The organism is Pseudarthrobacter sp. LMD1-1-1.1, from assembly GCF_040676255.1.
In the GTDB taxonomy this organism is placed as follows: Bacteria; Actinomycetota; Actinomycetes; order Actinomycetales; family Micrococcaceae; genus Arthrobacter.
The window spans coordinates 15,829-35,229 of sequence record NZ_JBEGHP010000026.1 but is presented as its reverse complement, the minus strand read 5'-3'; the positions used below and the strand labels follow the sequence as shown (position 1 = coordinate 35,229).

16 protein-coding genes are annotated in these 19,401 nt (G+C 62.9%); 8 read left to right on the top strand and 8 right to left on the bottom strand.

Translation table 11 applies throughout. The annotated features are described in order from the left end of the window. The first annotated feature begins 113 nt into the window (after positions 1 to 113). From MRBLMD1_RS20350 to MRBLMD1_RS20315, 8 genes are all read left to right on the top strand, one after another. A complete protein-coding gene (locus MRBLMD1_RS20350) occupies positions 114 to 1,628 on the top strand; it encodes a GMC oxidoreductase (RefSeq protein ID WP_364403043.1) in 1,515 nt (504 codons plus the stop codon). Next, positions 1,625 to 2,785: a Gfo/Idh/MocA family protein gene (locus MRBLMD1_RS20345; RefSeq protein ID WP_364403041.1), complete on the top strand. Its 1,161-nt coding sequence runs from the start codon at positions 1,625 to 1,627 to the stop codon at positions 2,783 to 2,785. The genes MRBLMD1_RS20350 and MRBLMD1_RS20345 overlap by 4 nt, the downstream gene beginning before the upstream one ends. A gap of 2 nt (positions 2,786 to 2,787) precedes the next feature. Continuing rightward, a complete protein-coding gene (locus MRBLMD1_RS20340; protein WP_364403038.1) occupies positions 2,788 to 3,789 on the top strand; it encodes a sugar phosphate isomerase/epimerase family protein in 1,002 nt (333 codons plus the stop codon). Positions 3,790 to 3,892: 103 nt separating this feature from the next. Then, positions 3,893 to 5,110, top strand: coding sequence for an ROK family transcriptional regulator (locus MRBLMD1_RS20335; protein WP_364403402.1), 1,218 nt, complete (start codon positions 3,893 to 3,895; stop codon positions 5,108 to 5,110). A 282-nt stretch (positions 5,111 to 5,392) separates the two neighbouring features. Further along, positions 5,393 to 6,781, top strand: coding sequence for an ABC transporter substrate-binding protein (locus MRBLMD1_RS20330; RefSeq protein ID WP_364403035.1), 1,389 nt, complete (start codon positions 5,393 to 5,395; stop codon positions 6,779 to 6,781). Positions 6,782 to 6,809: 28 nt separating this feature from the next. Continuing rightward, complete coding sequence (locus MRBLMD1_RS20325; protein ID WP_364403032.1) at positions 6,810 to 7,796, top strand: carbohydrate ABC transporter permease; 987 nt, start codon at positions 6,810 to 6,812, stop codon at positions 7,794 to 7,796. Continuing rightward, the gene (locus tag MRBLMD1_RS20320) at positions 7,793 to 8,713 is read left to right on the top strand and encodes a carbohydrate ABC transporter permease (RefSeq protein WP_364403029.1); all 921 of its coding nucleotides are present in this window, start codon (positions 7,793 to 7,795) and stop codon (positions 8,711 to 8,713) included. The genes MRBLMD1_RS20325 and MRBLMD1_RS20320 overlap by 4 nt, the downstream gene beginning before the upstream one ends. Before the next feature lie 43 nt (positions 8,714 to 8,756). Then, on the top strand, positions 8,757 to 9,698 hold the full coding sequence (locus MRBLMD1_RS20315; protein ID WP_364403026.1) for a sugar phosphate isomerase/epimerase family protein: 942 nt from the start codon (positions 8,757 to 8,759) through the stop codon (positions 9,696 to 9,698). Here MRBLMD1_RS20315 and MRBLMD1_RS20310 read toward each other — a convergent pair. The 8 genes from MRBLMD1_RS20310 to MRBLMD1_RS20275 all read right to left on the bottom strand — a co-directional run bounded on the left by MRBLMD1_RS20310 (position 9,661) and on the right by MRBLMD1_RS20275 (position 19,399). Then, positions 9,661 to 9,978 carry a PTS transporter subunit EIIB gene (locus MRBLMD1_RS20310; RefSeq protein ID WP_364403023.1) on the bottom strand — a complete coding sequence of 106 codons (318 nt, stop codon included), beginning with the start codon at positions 9,976 to 9,978 and terminating at the stop codon, positions 9,661 to 9,663. The two genes, MRBLMD1_RS20315 and MRBLMD1_RS20310, sit on opposite strands and share 38 nt — an antisense overlap. A 512-nt stretch (positions 9,979 to 10,490) precedes the next feature. Then, positions 10,491 to 11,033: a hypothetical protein gene (locus MRBLMD1_RS20305; protein ID WP_364403020.1), complete on the bottom strand. Its 543-nt coding sequence runs from the start codon at positions 11,031 to 11,033 to the stop codon at positions 10,491 to 10,493. A gap of 2 nt (positions 11,034 to 11,035) precedes the next feature. Next, entirely contained in the window at positions 11,036 to 12,175 is a 1,140-nt protein-coding gene (locus tag MRBLMD1_RS20300; RefSeq protein WP_364403018.1) for an FHA domain-containing protein, read from the bottom strand. A gap of 16 nt (positions 12,176 to 12,191) precedes the next feature. Then, positions 12,192 to 12,797 carry a hypothetical protein gene (locus tag MRBLMD1_RS20295; protein WP_364403016.1) on the bottom strand — a complete coding sequence of 202 codons (606 nt, stop codon included), beginning with the start codon at positions 12,795 to 12,797 and terminating at the stop codon, positions 12,192 to 12,194. 32 nt (positions 12,798 to 12,829) lie between these two features. Next, positions 12,830 to 13,819, bottom strand: a complete 990-nt coding sequence (locus MRBLMD1_RS20290) for a WXG100 family type VII secretion target (protein ID WP_364403014.1) — start codon at positions 13,817 to 13,819, stop codon at positions 12,830 to 12,832. A gap of 52 nt (positions 13,820 to 13,871) precedes the next feature. Beyond that, entirely contained in the window at positions 13,872 to 14,138 is a 267-nt protein-coding gene (locus MRBLMD1_RS20285) for a WXG100 family type VII secretion target (protein WP_285320840.1), read from the bottom strand. A 114-nt stretch (positions 14,139 to 14,252) separates the two neighbouring features. Next, positions 14,253 to 18,722, bottom strand: coding sequence for an FtsK/SpoIIIE domain-containing protein (locus MRBLMD1_RS20280; RefSeq protein ID WP_364403010.1), 4,470 nt, complete (start codon positions 18,720 to 18,722; stop codon positions 14,253 to 14,255). Next, a complete protein-coding gene (locus tag MRBLMD1_RS20275) occupies positions 18,719 to 19,399 on the bottom strand; it encodes a hypothetical protein (protein ID WP_364403008.1) in 681 nt (226 codons plus the stop codon). The genes MRBLMD1_RS20280 and MRBLMD1_RS20275 overlap by 4 nt, the downstream gene beginning before the upstream one ends. Positions 19,400 to 19,401 lie beyond the last annotated feature (2 nt).

Sequence of the window (19,401 nt, the reverse complement as noted above, 5' to 3'; positions counted from 1 at the left end):
ACAGCTGAGGAGCCGGCTCTAACCACTTCGACCAAGTAACCCCGAGAACTCCATAGGAAGCATCAATGAAAGAAATACAACCGGCAGACGTCCTCATCATCGGCGGAGGGATCATGGGTGCCGCCATCGCCCAGCAAGTGCGATCATCCCGACCACGGGCAAGAATCGTCATGGTCGATGGTGGACGGAGAATAGGGGCTACGCCTGGACAGCACCTGCATGACGTGACTGATCCGGCACTTCGGTCCCGCTACGTCAAACAGGCCTCCCCGGGGATCCAGTCAGCGTATGTGGGAGCGGACGTCTCGCACCGCATCGACAATGGCACAGAAGGCATGGAGCCGGGCCTGTACAACGTGGCGGCCCTGTCCGGAAACTCGACGGCTTTTCCCGGCGCTGCTGTCGGAATGAACCAGGGCGGAATGGGCGTGCACTGGACCGCGGCATGCCCTTGGCCCTGGGGCGATGAGAGCTTCGCCGCAGAGGACTCGGATGCTTGGGCGGAAGACCTCCACACCGCCCAGCGCCTGCTTGGAGTGCATCCAAACCCTTACGGAACGTCGCTGCCCGGCCAAAAACTCCTTGAAAAAATCACCGGTGTCGTAGGGAAATCCTGCGCAGCCAGCCGGCAACCCCAACCAATGCCGATGGCCATTACCCCGGACGGGGACCGGCTGCTGCGAACCGGGCCGAACCGGATCTTGCCTCGTATGACGGAACCGGCCGGTGAAGACTTTGAGCTGCTGACCGAAACACTGGCACTGGAACTGGTCCATGACAGCGACACCGTCAGCGGCGTCCGCGTCAAGGACATCTCCACCGGTAGCGAAAGGATCATCAAGGCAACGACAGTGGCCGTAGCGGCAGACCCCCTACGGACGCCCCAACTGCTCTTCGCCTCAGGTATCCGGCCGCCGGCGCTGGGCCGATACCTGAACGAGCACGCCTTCCTGACCGGCCAAGTTGTCGCCGATCTGGGCAGACTCGGACTCACACTGTCCGATATCCCAAGCCTCCGTGCCGACGAATGGGTTCTTGGTTGCTATTGGCTCCCGCACGACGGATCCAAGCAGCCATTTCATGGCCAGGTTATGGACCGGACCTTCTTCGCCCCGGATGGGAGCCCCCTGGCCTACGGCGTCGTGCTGGGCTTCTTCATCCCCACCGACATCAACGCCAGCAACCGCATCGACTTCTCCGAGTCGTTCCTCGATTCCACCGGCATGCCGGAAATGGCCTTTACCTTCGGATACAGCGACGCCGACAAGGCGCGCATCGAGCATGCGAAACGGGTACAACGCGCCCTGGCCGAAGCAATCGGTGTTGCTGATCTTGAATCCTGGGAATCGGAACTGCTGCCCGCGGGTTCGTCCCTGCATTTCACCGGAACGACACGTGCCGGAGCCACGAACGATGGCACATCGGTCTGCAACCTCGAAGGCAAAGTGTGGGGCTATTCCAACTTATATCTGGCCGGAGGATCTGTGGTTCCAACGGCGCTGGTAGGCAATTCGACCCTCACCGCCACCATCACCGCCGTCAGAGCCGCACGTGCCATTACTGCCAGGCTCTCCGACCTAGAGCACAACCAGGGCAAAGCGCTGGCCCTGCAAGGAGAAGCACAATGAAAAAAGCACCCCTTGGTGTGGCCGCCATTGGTTACGCCTTCATGGGCAAGGCCCATTCGAATGCGTGGCGGAACGTGGCCAGCTTCTTCGAGGTCCCGGCCTTCGAACAGAAGGTCCTCGTTGGCCGGGACGCCACCCAGGTTGCCGAAGCCGCCGCCAAATACGGCTGGGCTGAGTCCGCCACTGACTGGCGTGACGTCATGGGCAGGGATGACATCGACATCGTGGACATCTGCGCGCCCGGGTGGATGCACGCCGAAATCGCCATCGCGGCGCTTGAAGCGGGCAAGCACGTCCTGGTGGAGAAACCCCTGGCCAACACCCTCGCCGAAGCGGAACTGATGACGGCCGCAGCAGCCAAGGCCCGCACCAGCGGCGTCCAGTCGATGATCGGCTTCAACTACCGCCGCGTCCCTGCCCTGGCCCTGGCCCGGGAACTCATCGCAGAGGGACGCCTGGGCACCGTCCGGCACGTCCGCGCCGCCTACCTTCAGGACTGGCTCTCCGACGCCGAAGCTCCCATGACCTGGCGCCTCCGGAAGGAAACCGCCGGCTCGGGCGCCCTCGGGGACATCGCCTCTCACGCCATCGACCAGATCCAGTTCCTAACCGGTCAAACCGTCAAGGAAGCATCCGGTGTCCTGAAAACTTTCGTGGCGCAACGTCCCGGGCCGGAAGGCCCGGAAGACGTCACAGTCGATGACGCAGCGTGGGGCACATTTTGGCTCACCGGCGACATGGGCGCCTCCGTCGAGGCATCAAGGGTCGCCACAGGCCAGAAGAACTCATTGCAGATCGAGGTATACGGAACGGCCGGATCCTTAACCTTCAGCTTGGAGAATCTCAACGAACTCATGTTCCTAGATGCAACAGCACCGGCCCGCGAGCAAGGTTTCCGCCGCATCCTGGTCAACGAACCCGACCACCCGTACCTCGAGGCCTGGTGGCCGCAGGGCCACATCATCGGCTGGGAACACACCTTCACACACCAGGTCCGCGATTTCCTGCTGGCCATCAGGGACGGAAGCCAGCCCTCGCCGTCGTTCGAAGAAGGACTCCAGGTCCAACGCGTGCTAGCCGCAGTGGAAGCATCAGCAAACAACAAGAGCTCTATTACTGTCGTCGAAGACACGTCTCTGGCTACTAAAGGAACCTGACTATGCCCCGCCCGTTTACCCTGTTCACCGGCCAGTGGGCCGACCTGCCCTTCGAAGAAGTCGCCCGCCTTGCCTCCGGCTGGGGCTACGACGGACTGGAAATCGCCGTCTCCGGCGACCACCTGGACGCCTGGCGCTGGGACGAACCCGGCTACGTCGACTCCAAACTGGAAATCCTGGACAAGTACAACCTGGAGGTCTGGGCCATCTCCAACCACCTCAAAGGCCAGGCCGTCTGCGATGACCCCATCGACTTCCGCCACCAGGGAATCGTCGGGTCCAAGGTCTGGGGCGACGGCGACCCCGAAGGCGTCCGCACCCGCGCCGCCGAGGAAATGAAGCACACCGCCCGGCTCGCCAAAGCCCTCGGCGTGGACACCGTCGTCGGGTTCACCGGCTCCTCCATCTGGCAATACGTCGCCATGTTCCCGCCCGTCCCCGACAAGGTCATCGACGCCGGCTACCAGGACTTCGCCGACCGCTGGAACCCCGTCCTGGACGTCTTCGACGAACAGGGCGTCCGCTTCGCCCACGAAGTCCACCCCTCCGAAATCGCCTACGACTACTGGACCACCCACCGCACCCTAGAAGCGATCGGCCACCGCGAAGCGTTCGGCCTGAACTGGGACCCCTCCCACATGATGTGGCAGGGCATCGACCCCGTCTCCTTCATCTGGGACTTCAAAGACCGGATCTACCACGTGGACTGCAAAGACACCAAGATCCGCCAAACCGGACGCAACACCGTCCTGGGCTCCCACCTGCCCTGGGGCGACCCCCGCCGCGGCTGGGACTTCGTCTCCGCCGGCCGCGGCGACGTCCCCTGGGAAGCGTCCTTCCGCGCCCTGTCCGCGATCGGCTACAACGGCCCCATCAGCATCGAATGGGAAGACGCGGGCATGGACCGCCTCCACGGCGCCCCCGAGGCCCTCGCCAACCTCAAAAAGTTCGACTTCCCCGCCTCCCAAACCAGCTTCGACGCTGCCTTCAGTTCGAAGGACTAAAGAAGGGCGGGAATCTGGTAAACAACGATTAACAATAAAAAATTGGAAATGATCTAAAAATGTCAGGTTTGACGTATATGGCTGGCGGTGGTTGTATTCCCTCATGATGCGTACGCGGCCAACTTCTGACCAGCTCCAGATTCTCAACCTTCTCTTAGATGGAGAGCCCAAGACGAGGATACAGTTGGCTGCCGCGACCGGCTGGGCCCGCAACACCGTAGTGGCTCGCCTCAATGAGTTGATTGAAGTCGGCTGGGTGACTACGGATGATGTAGGGGGAATGCGGGGCCGACCCGCCGCCTTTTATGTGTTGAATGCACAGGCGTCCCTCTTATTCGTTGCCAATTTTGGGCTTACCCGCCTGAGGTCGGCTTTGACGGACCTCCTGGGTCGAGCCTTAGCCACTGAGGATCTTGAATTCAGTATCGAAGCCGGTCCACAGGAAGCAATGCGTGCGGCCGCTGCTGCCAAACAGCGCCTGAGCGCCCAGAGCGGAACGCAGCCGGACGCGATTGTCGCGGCCGCGGTGACACTCCCCAGCCCCCTCGACCATCCAAGTGGCCTGCCGCTAAACCCCGCGTCGATGCCCGGGTGGACGCAATTCACCGTGGCCGAGGGCTTCGCAGCAGCCCTGGGGGTACCCACCAGCGCGGACAATGATGCCAACGCCATGGCGCTGGGGGTTCAGAGACTGGCCGTTCCCCGTGCCAGGAACTTGGTGTGCATCAACATTGAGGACGGCGTCGGCGCAGGAATCATCTCGTCCGGCGTACTCCAGCGAGGCGAGCGGGGGCTGGCGGGTGAAATTGGCCATGTTCCTAGCCCTAAAGCCGCCGGCCGGCCTTGCGACTGCGGCAACGAGGGTTGCTTAACGCAACTCACGTCGAATGCGGCTATCATCCGGGATCTCCGGACGGCCGGATTGGACGTGGCCAGCGTTGAGGATGTCACCGGGCTCTCCGGCCGGGGTAATCCCGAAGTCCTGCAGACATTGCGGGAAGCCGGCCGCTGCCTCGGGGAAGTGCTTGTTGCCGTATCAGCCGTACTGAGCCCCTCAGTCATCGTCCTGACGGGAGCACTGACTGTTGGTGACCATATTGCCTCAGGGGTACGCGAGGTAATTTTTAGCCGCTCCGTTCCCGCATTTGTGTCCCATTTGGTGATCACAACAGCGCCTGACCACAGGGAGTGCGCCATCAATGGTGGGGCCGCCTTGGCCCTGGAGGCATTGATTTCGCGCGACGGCGACACGAGAACCAAAGCCGAGTGGACGGCACTGGCGTCGGCCGGCGAAGGCCTTCTGCAGGCGGTCCCCGCCTGATTTGCGGGGAGTCCCTCCCGGTCGACGACCCGAGTTGCGATGGCGCTCCCGAGCCAGCCACGGGAGGCCGTACCGCCACCCCTCGTTCGCACTGATTATTTTTTAGTCAAAACTAACCTTTTAAAAAAGTAGGATGATTTTTTAATTTTAATCTAGACAAATATTTGTCGATGTCGTTCTATTGTGATTGACACCATGTTGGGTGGAGCCCTGCGCTACGCTTTCGGCCCGTGCGGGCCGAACGGCAATCCGATAACAAAGACCAACGAACGGAACACGACAATGAAGTCCGCTATCAAGCGCCCACGCCGGCTCGCTGCAGTCGTCTTAACCATCTCCACGGCGGCGGCCCTTTCGCTGACGGCCTGTGCCAGCGACGAGGAAGCCGGGAAGACGGCCAGCGGAGCCACTGGGAAAACCCTGGGCCGTTTCGACACCGCCCTGTACGAAAAGGCAGTCCAGGCCGCCAAGACCATCTCCGGCGGAGAGAAGCTGGACAAATCCATCGAATATCTGGGCGTCAATGGCGGAGCAGAAGGCGACGTACTCAAGGGTGTCTACAAAGCCTTCACCGACGCAACTGGAACCGCGGTCAACTACACCGGTTCCCAGGACCTGAACAACATCGTTCAGTCCCGGGTCTCCGCTGGTAACGCCCCGGACGTCGTGGATCAGAGCCTCGGGCCCGCAAGACAGTATGCCAAGCAAGGCAAACTGATGAACCTCAGCGACGCCATCGGCAATGACACGCTTAAGACCTCCTACAGCGACAGCCTCCTCACGGGAGCGTCCGAGGACGGAAAAGTCTTCGGCGTCTACCAGGGCTTCAACAACTTCATGGTCTGGTACAATCCGCAACAGTACAAGGGGCCCAAGAACCCTTCCACGTGGGAAGAACTGGCCAAGTACACCGATGAGCAGGCCGCTCAAGGCAAGCAGACCTGGTGCATCGCAGAGGAAGCCGGGGGCGCCAGCGGATTCCCCGGTGCCCAGTTCATTGAGAACATTTTTGCCAAAAAGTACGGGCCGGAGAAGCTCCGCCAGTGGGGCTTGGGAGAGCTGAAGTGGACCAGCCCCGAAGTTAAGGACGCGTTCCAGGAGTTCGGCAAGATTGCCACGGACGACAAGAAGGTCGCGGGCGGTGTGGCCGGTTCCTTGGCTGCCCCCATTGCCACCGGCTACAACGGACTCGTGGCTGAACCCGCTACCTGCCAGCTGGCCCTCTGGGGAGCCTGGGTCCCGGGCCTGATCGGTGACGACGTGAAGCCCGGTGAAAACATCGACTTCTTCCAGGTCCCTGGTAGCACTAAAGGCTTCGAAAAGACCGAGATTTTCCAGACCACGGTGGCGACCGCATTCAAGGACAGCCCCACGACAAGGGCCTTCATGAAGTACATCGCTTCGCCCGAAGCGCAGGCTCTGCTGGCTTCCGCAGACCAGTGGCCGGTGGCCAACACCCAAGTCAAAGCCGACGTGCACAGCAACGAACTGCTGAAGAAGGCCACCACCACATTCTTCGCAGATGACGTCAAGCTCTCTACCGGGCCCAACGTACTGGCAAACAGCGCCGTATCAGGCGCCTTCTGGAAGGCAGTGGTCACGTACCTGCAGAACCCGTCCGAGCTCGACAGCGTCCTGCAGACAGTCCAAGCCGCCCAAGACGGATCCTAAGAATCCCAAACGCCAGAAAGACCCAGGGGTGTATCTCGTGGACGTTTTATCAAATGTGCCGGCACTAATCATCATTGGTGCCGTCGCGATACCTTCCGCCGCCTACTTGCTGCTGGGGCTCGGCGAAGGAATTCTGACCCGGTTCGGTTTACGGAATCCCCAAAGTATCCGCCCCTGGGTCTGGCTCCTTGTTCCTCTCGTGCTGGTTGGGATTATCCTGGTTTACCCGTTGGTCGCCACGATCGGTTACTCCTTTCTGGACGCCCAAGGCAAAAACTCCGTAGGGTCTCAGAACTTCGTCTGGGCCTTTCAAAGCGAAATGCTGACTGTTCTCGGCAATAACCTGATCTGGCTGATCGCGTTCCCGGTTGTAACGCTCGTCCTGGCGTTGATGGTCGCGGTACTGTTCGACCGGGTGAAATATGAGCGTCTGGCAATGACCCTCGTCCTCTTGCCTACTGCCATCTCATTTACGGCCGGATCGATTATCTGGCGCCAGATCTATACCTACGGCGCCCCCGGAACGCCTCAGCGGGGCGTCTTGAACGCGCTGGCCACTCTCGCTGGGGGGCAACCCGTTCCTTGGCTGCAGACACCGGTAGTCAACACCCTCGCCCTGGTCTTCGTTGCGGTGTGGTCTTCCCTGGGAGTGGCGGCTTTGATCCTGTCTGCTGCCGTGAAAAACGTACCCACCGAACTGATGGAAGCATCCCGTCTGGACGGGGCCGGTGAATGGCGCGTCTTTCGCTCCGTGATCCTGCCCAGCATCCTGCCGGCTGTGATGGTCGTCGTCACAACAGAAGTGATCTTCGCACTAAAGGTATTCGACATCGTGTACGTGATGACCAACGGCAACTTCAACACGAACACGGTCGCCAACCGCATGTACTACGAACTCTTCGCAGCAAACAACCTCGGCCATGCCAGCGCAATCGCGGTCATCCTGCTCATCGTCGCCCTGCCCATCGTCATTATCAACATCCGCCAGTTTCGCGCAGAAGAGGCAAAGTCATGACTTCCCTGGCACCTGCAATGAAGGAAACGAACGGCGATACCCCAGGTTCGTTGCCAACAGGACGTCGCACCCAGAGGAGGAACAAACGTTCGCCGCTGCGGATTCTTGTCCACGTGACGGTCATCGTCCTGACGGTCATATGGTTCACGCCCGTTCTCGCGCTCTTCACCACATCCCTGCGGACACAAAAGGATGTCGCCGCGAACGGTTGGTGGATGGCGTTCATCCAACCCCGCCTCACGGGGTTCAACTATCAGCAGGCGCTGGACCTGGTGGGCATCGGGCCAAGCATCGCCACGTCCTTGGCCATCTCAATCCCTACGACGATCATGACGACCGTATTCTCTGCCCTTGGCGCTTATGCCCTGACCAGAATGTCGTTCAAGGGCCGCACCTCCTTGTCTTTGCTCCTCGTTGCGCTGCTCGTCATTCCGCCACAGGTGACTCTGGTACCACTGCTTCGCCTTTTCCAGGACATGGGGCTCAACGGTTCAGTCCCTGCCGTGTGGCTCTACCAAGTGGGCTTCACCGTGCCGTTCGGCATTTTCCTCCTGCGGGGCTTCATGGCCAGCATTCCCCAGGAACTTTTCGAATCGGCGGCCATAGACGGGGCGACACCTTTGAGGATCTTCCGGACCATGGTCCTACCGCTTTCAGTCCCTGTCATGGTCTCCTTGGCCATTATGGCCTTCCTCTGGTCCTGGAACGATCTGCTTGTCCCCCTGCTATTTCTTGGTGGATCCGACCTCGCAAACCCATTAACCGTCCAAGTGGCAGGCCTCGCGCAGACAACCGGGCAAGGTGAAGCCGCCATGATGGCGGCTACGTTCATCTCCATCATCGTCCCCCTCACCGTCATCGTGTCTCTTCAACGATTCTTCGTCCGCGGCATCCTCGGCGGAGCCGTCAAGGGCTGACAACACGCAGCATGAGGCAGCATAAAAAAGGAAGAGAAGAGTAATGACCATTCGCCGATCACAAGTCGCGCTGAACGCAATCCAATGGATCAACTTCAAACCCGGACCGGGCGAAGCCAGGCGCTGGCTCTATGCCGACCCCTCGTGGCGAAATGAACAACTGCACGTGCACGAACAAATCCGCGCCGCCGGTTTTGACGCCGTAATGATGGAAGTCCTCGACACACAGACGCTGCAGTCCTACAAGCAGATGCTCGACCACGCCGGTCTTCGCGCTGCACCCGGATACATACAGATCGCACCCGCCGAACTCAAAGGTCAGACGCCAAAACGCGGGAGCGCAGAATGGATCCGCTGGTTCGACTCCGTTCGCAGACGGGCCGAGGAAAGCAACTTCTTGGGACTTGACACGGTGTTCCTCGCACCAGAGATGGACTTTCAAGGCCCTCGAGTCACCGAGGCCGCTGCAACCGGGGCCTTCTTTTCGCAAGACGCACTCGATCTCCAGGTCGAGTACCTCGCTGAAGCGGCGAAAGTACTCAAACAGGAAGGCATCCGTGCGGGCCTACACAACCATGTTGGCACCCTCATCGAGACCGCGTACGAAATCGAGTATGCCCTCTCTCAAATCGACGAAAGCCTCCTTGGAGCCTCCCTCGACGTGGGCCACCTTGCCTGGGCAGGCATTGACTACCTTGCATTCATTGAAAAGCACAGCAGCCGGCTCATCGACCTGCACCTTAAAGACCTCGACTTGGATATCGCTACTGCGAGCCGTAGTAGCGCAACGCCCTACTACGAGGTATCGGACCAGCGCTTCTTCCTTGAACCAGGCCTGGGCAACCTGGACCTGGGGGGAATCCTCAAGGCAGTCGGGGAGGACTTCGGAGGCTGGGTCATCGTCGAAGTCGACCGAGCCAGCATGGACCCATTCGAGAGCGCCCAGTTCAGCTGGAAGTGGATCGAAGCAAAGTTCCCTGCATGACAAAAGTGGCGGCTTTAATACCGGAAACCGCCACTTTTCGGCAGTAGTTCGTTACCAAATGACCACCTGGTATTAGCCCTCGGCCTTCGTCACGGTGATGCCGCCAGGCGAATTGCTCCACTGCGGCAGTGATGGCCTTGTTTTCGTCGTGCAGTTTCAAGCGCAACCGGGTAGCGCCCAGCCTGGCACTTGCGACATTCTCCTCGCCGCCCACATTCTCCAAGACGTCCGCGGCCAGTGACTTGTAATTGAGAAGCCCCCATAGTCCATTCAGTCCCATGCCGTGTTTAGAGCATAAAAAAGACCCGAGTCACACGTGGCCGTGTTCCTCAGGTCTTGCCTCTTTCGGAGTAACAATCCTTTCAGGCCTTCCCAGTTCGTGATTAGCGCGCACATGTTCGACTACTTTGCCCACCATCGCCGCCCCAGCGACCTCTGCGCCTGTCATGTTTCAGATCCTAGCCGTGGGGTCTGACAGTGTGCCTTGTGTCGTCGGTGCCCACTAGGTTTGCCTCGGCTTCGAATTGTCAGTAGCCGGGGTAGGAAAGCCCGGTGATGAAGTACTTTCGGCCACACCACAAGGGGTGGGCCGCCGGTGATTGCGGGCATCCATGCCTCCTTGATGCCTCTGGCCGCCGGCCCTTCCCCTATATATGGTCCTGCCCCAACAGCGGGATCTTGTCTTCAACGGTAGGGCCGGTTCATAATGGACGGCACATGTTCGACACAGGCTTCGCTCAAGACTGGCCCTCTACGACTACTCCTGCATCTGACGACCGAAATCGGGTTTCTTCAGGCGGGCTCGTGAGTTTCCCGTTGTCGCCGTTCCGCCACGGCGATTCTTACCTCGACGCTGCCGTACTGATCCAGCCACTCGAGCAAGGCGGGGTAGGCCGATGGGTGCTGGGCTACTTCGAGCCATCGAGATTGGTCGCGGGCTGCGAGTTCCATTAGATCCGCTGGGGGCAGGCTGGATGGAATGTGCTGGCTTGGTCCGTGGTCGAGTGTTCTGGGCGCGGCGTCGGCGCGGTCGACCGGCTGCGGGTGGACGCTATGGCCTTGTTGCCCTGTTTGGAGGGAACTGTGGCCACGGACCGCCTTGCCGATCACGGCGACGACGCTTAGCAGTGCTATCACGGGAGCGGCCATGACTATGGCCGGATACCGGAAGAACGGGATGCTTGCCAGCACCAGGGAGGCGATCACCAGTGTGCCGCCGATGCCACCGGCTGCGAGGCGGGTACGGGATGTAATGCCTTGGACCGGGGCGATGACGATGATCAAGGTGATGAGCCCGGAAATCAGCATCAGGACGTCGTAGATACTCCAGTACATCGTTAGTTCCCCTTGAGCTTTACCGCGAAATCCCCGAAGGCAACCTGCCATCCTTCCCCGGCAGGGGTTGGGTTCCCGGCGTGGGTCGCGAGGGATTCCCCGGCCGGGTTTGTCAGCACTGTGCCGTTGGTGGAGTGCAGATCCGTGATCCATACCAGAGCGTCGCGGACTTGGACCATGGCGTGGGTTTTGGATACGGACTTGGTGTCGTCAGCAAGGCTCACCGTTACAGCCCCGGGTGCGTCTGCGGGAGGTGATGGATTCCGTCCGACAACTGTGGTTTTTCGAATCTCGATGGTGCGCCCGTCAGGCAGTTCCATCGCCCAACGCACAGCATTCCCGGTTCCGGCGCGCCTTGTGGCTTCGACGTCATCGTCGTCGGGATGCACTGGTGGGCCAACTGGCTCCTGCCTGGCCGTTCCCGAAGGAGCGGGGCTGCTGGTGGTGGGAGGTTCAGGGGAGCGGGTGTAGCCCGGCACCCCGGTCACCATGCCCAGCAGCGCGGCGGGCGCGGGAGGGACCGTTTCGGGCGGCATGGACGGCAAGGCGACTGCAGCCTGGATCGACGGGGAATAGGCCGGGGGACGGGGCGGCTCTGGTACCCGCTGGTCGCCGGGGGCCGGTGGTGGAGGTGGTGGTGGCGGGACCGCGGCGTACATAGGGCCGGGCGAGGATGTTTCGTTGCCGGCCGCCGGGGTTCCGGGGTCTGCAGGTTCGGTTCCTTCGCGCAGGTGGACCCTGGCGGAAGGGTCGGCGGCACGGACCTGGTCGCCGAGGTTACGCACGAACTGGAGGTAGGTGTGGTGTGCAACCATCCGTTTCGTTGATACCGGGATGAATCCGCCGACGGTCTGCTGGTTGGTCAGGTACCACTCGATGCGCGTGGAGGCGAAGGTGGCACCGGGCCGTTCTTCGAAGTCCAGGAAAAAGACCATGAGCTTGCTGAAGGAAATCAGGTAGTCGTTGATCCTGAATTCGATCTGCCGGTCACCGGAGCGTGTGGTGACGACGCGCTGTTTGCCTTTGAGCAGATCACCGGTGCTTTCCTGCGCGGCACGTTGAGCCATGTTGGCCACCTGTTCGATCGACAGGGTCGTCTCGATGTCGACACCGTTCCACGCGTATTTGTGTGGCTTGCCCATGGGCTTTCCCTCCTTTTCAGGCTTGGGGGATGAGGGTAGGTGGCAGGGTGTCGGTGGGTTGGCCGGAGGTAAAGTCCGGCGAGGCGGTGCTGAGGGTCCCTGTCCGGGTCCCCCGGGCGGTGACAACGGCGAACGTGGCAGCATCGGCGCCGATGGGTGCCAGCAGCACTGCGGCGTTCTCCTCTGCGCCCTCTTGCAGCGGTGCTCCGGCAAAGGCAGCCACGAACTCCCGTGCTCGTCCTCGGGGTACTTCGCTTATCTCGTTGATGCCGTTGGCCAGCGTGATGATCAGGACCTTGTTGCCGTTGGTGGATTCAAAGATCGCGAACCGCAGCCCGGCTGCGACGTGGGGTTCTGCTGACGTGGCGGCGTAGCCGAGATGTTCAGGCAGTGTTCCCGCGGCTGTGGAAAGCAGCGCGGATATTTCTGGTGCCAAATCCGTGTTCCCGGGACCCGTGAGCATCCCGCGCATATACAAACTGCGGGTTCCTCTGGCAGCTGCCCGCAACAGGTCGTCCGGATCCTGGGCACTGACGGTGGGCAGGGATGTCTTCCAGTCCTTCCCCATGCGGATGGCGGCAGCGACGACCTCGTCGTCGCTGAGTAGTACTTGTTTGCTCACGTTGTCTCCTCCGGCAGACATTGTTCGGGGTTTTAGTTCCACCACGTCAGGGCGTTCTTGCCGACGGTCAGCACAGAGTCGCCGATGGTTTGCAGGGTCTCGACCGGATGCTGCACCACGTAGTCGCTTGCCAGTGTTCGGCCCTCTTCGGTGAAGTCTGACTTCATGGCTTCCTGGACGTCGAACGAGACGGCGTTGGCCCCAAACGCAAGAAGCTTGAAATCGGATTTCTGCAGTTCTGGAAGGACGAAGTCCTGGCCGACCGTGAGGACCGCCTGGCCCGCTGCGCCCAGGGCATCGAGGGGGTGGTCCATGATGTAGTTGCCGACCGTTGCCCTGCCGGCGGCGGAAAAGTCGGCCTGTAACGCTTGCTGGCCCGCGTACGAGGCCGCATCCACCGCCGCGGCCCCCAGCTCACCTACACCCCCGAGATGCCGCAGGCCCATGGAAGCGGCATCTGCGCCATCAAAAACGCTGAACGTGCCATGCCGGATCTTGTCGGCAAGGGAGTACACATCCATTGCTTCATCAAGGTGTCCCACTACGGGCAGGTCAGTTCCGAGGAACTTGGCCCCGTCGGCCACCGTCTTGAGGAGGTCCCATGGCTTGACGCCCCCGGGCAGAGCGCCGTCACGAACGACGTCGATTGCCTCCTTAAGGCTGTCGAGGGCTCCACCGACCATAGCGCTGTTGAACGCCGGCACGCCGCCGCGGCTGCCTGCGCTTCCCGAGGCGTGGACTTGAGCGCCGCCGCCGTCCACCGCGCTGACGCGTTCCTGATCGTCGGCGTTCCGGCGCACCGTCGCGGCTGTGTCGCGAAGGAGACGGGCAGAAGTTGCCACCCGCGCGTTGTGCTCGCCTTCCCATTGCCCGCGGAACCGCTCAGCGTCTGGGCCGAGCCAGGTGCTGTGCTGGACGGCGTTGCCCAAAAAGGTCCTGTGTTCCTCCAGCTGGTCGGCTGCGCGGTCCAGTTGCGCGGCGAGTGAGCGTAAAGCTGCGACGTCTGCGCCGTACATCGTCATTCCAACCTCCAAGATTGTGTGTGAGGGGCGGTGGGACCGCCCCTCACGGTGGTCATGATTGTGCCGCGTTCTCCTGCTGCGTGGCGTTCATGGATGCTTTCTGGGAGGCATCGTGGAGTGCCTGGACAACCTGCCGCAGGGAGCTCGAATGTGCACCCGCCCATTCGTTCCTGAATGCGGTCGCGTCCGGTCCCTGCCATTGCGTACCTTCAAGGGACGACGTCAGGCTGGCGAGGATCGATTGAATCTCCTCGGCCTTCTGGTTGAGCTGCGAGCTCAGCTGTCGAACCTGCTGGACATCAAGTCCCCACATGGCCATATGCGTTCTCCATTCTCTTTGGTGTGCGAAACCGGTTATCGGTTCCGATTCGCTTGCTGCCGGTGCGATGCAGCAAAACTATCCGCGGCGTGGCCGCGGGTCGATGGGGATGATTCACCATTCCTCTGCTGCTCCCGTCTCGGCCACCTGGAGCCGCGAAGCACGGCCCTTGGCGATGAGGAATCCACGTCCGGGCGGGAAATCGCTGCGCCGGATCCGGCCCAGCGGGGCCCCGAGCAGATCGCCGTCCAAATCGCCGGGGACCAGCAGCAGGCCCCGTCGGCCGGATTTGAAGTGCGGGGTGATTGAGTACGCCTGGGACCAGGTGGACACTTCGGCCTCGCCCACGACAAATTGACCGCTGGTGATGGCCAGTTTGAGCAGACGACTGAGGTCAGCCTCCGCCACAGTTCCATGGAATTCGGTGACGCTTTCGATGAAGAGCGCGATCGGCGCTCCACCGGAGGGGGCTTCTTCCAGCTGGCTGATGAGCCGCGAACACAGGGCCGCGACGTCGGCGGGCCCCTCCGCCGAGGCTGCCCACCCGCCCCGTCGAGAGAGCGCCGAGGTGCGGGGGCTCAGCAGGACGCTGGACATGCCCGTCCCGCTCCGGCGAACCGCGGCGGCGAGGGTGGCAAGCGCTGTGGTCCGCCCGCTGCCTGGCGGCCCGGACACCATGAACGGGCCCCTAAGCTCGATGGCCGCGGGGCCGAGAGCAACATCATCGACCCCGATGACGGCCCGCTGTTCGAAGACCGCCGGCAACGCCGACAGTTCGACCTGGTCAGGGAGCTTGCCGACCGGCTCCGGGCGCCGGCTGCCGCCCCTGCCGATGCTCGCCGCCAGATGCTGCACCTCCCGGGCCTGGAGTGCGAGGTTGGCGTGGCCGCCGATGACGGCGAACTGCAATTCGTTGCCGTCAAGGATCCCGCGCCCGGGCGGCGACGCTGGGCTGAGCACGTCTTTAGCGACGCCCAGGAGCGTGTATTCGTCCTCTGCCGCGAGCCGAAGGACGATCCGGCGCTGCACCGTCGCCGCGATTGACGTCGGCACGGCGGCGGGCCGGTCGGCCGTCATCACGATATGGACGCCGAGCTGGCGTCCATCAGCGGCGATCTGGGTGAACGCGGCAAACCAGGCGGCGTTCTGGGCGCTCCCGAACTCGTACTGCTCGCGGAACACGCCGACGCCGTCGATGAGCAGGTAGATCCTGGGTTCGTCGGGTGCGTTGGCCAGCTGCCGGTATTCGCCGATCGTGCCCGCGCCCACTGCCGCGTACCGGAGGGCACGGTCATCGACGATGTCGCGCAGCCGGCGAAGGACCCGGATGACCCGCTCCTCGTCGTCGCCGGAAACTACCGCCGCAACGTGAGGAAGGGGCTCGAGCATCCTCAGGCCGCCTGCCCCAAAGTCGAGGCAGTAGACGTGGGCCGCTCCGCCGCGCGTCGTGATGGCCGCAGCCGCAGCGATGGTGCGCAACGCCGTGCTCTTCCCGGAACCGCCGGTTCCGAAAATCGCCATGTTCCCTTCCCTGTCGGGTTCGTAGAAGACAGGACGCTGGGACTGGATATCAGGCTCGTCCAGAACTCCGATGGGAACGCGTTCGTCGGTCCGGGGATTCGGTAACCGGCTTAAGTTGTAGGTGGGGGCAAGGGTGTCAAGCCACGGGCGCCGGGGTTGCGGCACACCAGCCGTCTCAGCGGCCGACGAGATCGTGCCCACGAGGCGTCCGATGTCGGTGGGAGCGTCCTCCGGATCCTCCGGGGCACCCACTATTTCCGGCGATTCCCACACGGTGGGAGCGCCGAAGGTCAGCTCTTCGACGTCGATTTGGGGTGGGGGCGCGATGGAGGTTGTGTGGCCGCCAAGGTATCCCGTCTGGAAGGTCCGAAGGCGCCCCGGACCGGTCTTGGCCGCGCCGCGCCCGGGAATGGCGGGGTCGAAATGCGCTGCCATGGGGCTGTCCAGAATGTCCATGGAGTCTTCCGTGTCCGCCATTCTCAGTGCGATGCGCAGGTTGGTGTTGGCCCTAAGGTTGTCCTTGATCACGCCGGCGGGGCGTTGGGTCGCAAGGATCAGGTGAAGCCCGAGCGAGCGCCCGCGCTGCGCCACGTCCACCACTCCGTCGACGAACTCGGGCACTTCCTGGACGAGGGCCGCAAACTCATCCACGACGATGACCAGACTCGGCGGGCACTCCGGATCACCGGTGCGCTCCAGTGACGCGAGATCCTTTTTCTTCTTGCGTTCCAGCAGCCGCTCCCGGTACCGCAGTTCTGCCCGCAGTGAGGTCAGCGCGCGGCGGACCAGGTGTGGTGAGAGGTCGGTGACGAGGCCCACGACATGGGGCAGCTTCACGCAGTCGGCGAAGGCTGCACCGCCCTTGTAGTCCACAAACAGGAACGTGAGCCGGTCGGGGCTGTTTGCCGCGGCCATGCCGAGGACCCACGACTGGAGGAATTCCGACTTCCCGGAACCTGTCGTCCCGCCTACGAGGGCGTGGGGCCCGTCGCGGCGAAGGTCAAGGTAAAAGGGCTCGGACCCTGCGTGCCCGACCAAGGCGCGAAGATGGCCGTCCTTCCGGCGTCGGGCAGGAGAGCCGTCCCGGACGGTGAGGGATGCGTTCTCCTGCCACCGTTCGATGATCCGGTCGGGACGTTCGAGCAGTTCCAGCCCGGCAAGGGCCGGATACGAGACCTGCCTGGGCAGGTCGGAGTCGTCGTCCTCAGGAGAGCCGATGTCCACTACCGGGGCCAGCCCCCGGGCGACGTGTTCCAGCCGGGCCGGGTCGATATGTTCGGCCGTAACGGGCATGGTCCGCTCGCCCAGGCGGACCTGGCCGACGATGGCACCGGAATCGGTTCCGTCAAGGGCGACGTACATGCGGCAAACGGCTGGCAGGCGGTCTACGCTCGGCGCGCACCAGATCACGTGGACGCTGGCGTCCGCGCCGCGTTCGGCCAGGCGGGTCAGGCGGCCACGATCGACGGGGGCGTCATGGTCGACAACCAGGACCACGGCCGGGAGTGTCGGGGCGGGCACCTGTTCGGCCTGGTCGGGATCGAGCGGTCCCCGGTCGGGAGTGGCCGCGCCGGACAAGGCTTCCCGGCGCGTTTCGACCAGTCCTTCGAGCTGTGCGAGCAGCGCGGACGCCGCCGCGGGATTGTCGGCCAGCAGGGGTCCGTCGACGGGGCTGTGCGCGGAGGTCGCGTGCGGCATCCATTTGAGCCACTCCCATGACGGGCGGGAGGCCGGGGACATCATGCTGGCCACGACAGCTTCCGCGGGGGAGTGGCGGGCCAGTAACTGGAAGACCGCACCGCAGGCTACCGTTTCCCGCTCGGTGGCGCGGCCCGCGAAGCCGAGCGCGCCCGAGCTTCGGAGCTGGGCGACGATCGGCACCCGGTCAACGGTGGAGAACTCGGCCTTTAGCTGCAGGAGCTGTTCCCAATACTCCGGCTTTGTGTCGTTGCTGTGAGGCAACGCGAGCACATTCCGTGACTCTGCCCGTCCGAGACCGAGATGCACGGCGAGGAAGGTGGGGTGCTCGGGACGTTCGCTCCACAGGAGCGGTCCGAGCTGCCGGGCGGCGTCGATGAGCTCTCCGGTGCCGGGAAGCTCGGCGGTGCGGGTGCGCCGTTCGGTGTCCCGGGCCTGCTCCATGCGTTCCTGCAGCTGCAGCATGGCCCCGTCGAAGCGGGCGCGTTCCGTTTTTGCGGTGTGTCGGGCAGCCATTGCGTTATCGATGTAGCTTCCGATGAGCAGCAGCGGACTCATGGCCATCATGACGACGCCGAGCAGCTGCCCGGTGAAGAGGAAGAGGACGGTACCAACGATCAGGGGCGCGACGATGGCGAGGTAGGGGAACCGTTGCCTCGGCGCGGAACGCGGGGGCGCCGGGGCGGAGAATTCTTCGCCGCGATAACGGGCGACGATGCGGGGGGAGCGGATGAAGTCCACTATTGCCCCGCCCCCGGGAGCGGTGGGTGAATTCTGCAGGGCAACGACGCTTAGCGAGGTGTCGCCCAGCATGAGGACGTCGGCAGAGGTCAACGTGGCGCGGGCGACGGGTTCGCCGCCGATGATCACCCCGTTGGAGGAGTTCAGGTCGATGATTTCAATTGCTTCGCCGACGTTGATCCGGGCGTGGCGTTTGGAGACCTGACCGTCTGAGAGGCGGATGTCGACGTCCCGGTCACGGCCCACGACACTGGCACCGTACGGCAGCGTGTGTTCCTGCCCGCTGTCGGGCCCGGAGAGTATCCGCAGCACGGCAGCTGCAGGGCCGCGGTCGGCCCCCGGTGCCTGGAACTGGCTGGTCAGGGCGGCAAGCTCGATGGTTGCCCCGGACCGCAGCCCTGCCTCGCCGATGAGGGCGTCGGCATTGAGTTCGCGTATCGCGTTGGCGTTTCCGGGTTCGGCGATGCGGAGCGAATATCGCGTGTCCGGTGCCGCTGCCCGGTTCCCTGCGGGGTCGGCGGCGGCGAGCTTCGAAGCGACGTCGCCGATAGTGGCGGTTGCGTCGGCCGTGATGACGACATCGGATATTCCGCTGCTGCGGCGCAGCGAGACTTTGAGTCTCATAGAACCCCCTTTTCCAAGAGTGCAAGATCAGCCCGGGTGACCAGCCGTGAAGTGATGGCGTATTCGACGAGCCGGATACGCCGGTTTGTGGCGTAGGAGCTCAGCCCGCCGCGCATGCCTTGAACTCCGATGCGGTCGAACTTGTCGCAGACGTTATCGAGTTTGCGGTTGAAGCGGGTGAGGGCCCAGCCCAGCCGCTCGGCCGCTTTGGCGTTCGTCGGGATCTCACCCCGGCCGCTGCCGTCGAAACGGAGCATCTGTTCGGCCAGCGCTACGATCAGTGCCCGCTGTGATTCAGTCAGGGTCACCGATCCGATGGTTGTCGCTCCCTCGTGGGACGAGACGTCCGTGTAGGAGAACGCCGGTTCGGTTGCGTGCAGCGCCAGCTCATAGGTGGTGGGACCGGCAGTGAAGACAACGGTCGTGCGGGCGAAGACGAGCGGGAGCCGCCCGCCCGGGGCGAGCCAGGACTGCAAACGGCCGGCGCCGTCGGTCACGGTCACAGGGAGGCGTGAACCGACGTTTGAAAGCACCCAAAAACCGTCAAACCACGACACCTGGAGCAGGCGGCGGTGGAGAAACGGGTTGTCGTCCACGACCAGGTCTGCGTCCCGCCCAATCGTGAAGAAGGCTTCTCTCGTCACCGGAAACCACTCACCGCAGAATTCGATCTGCATGT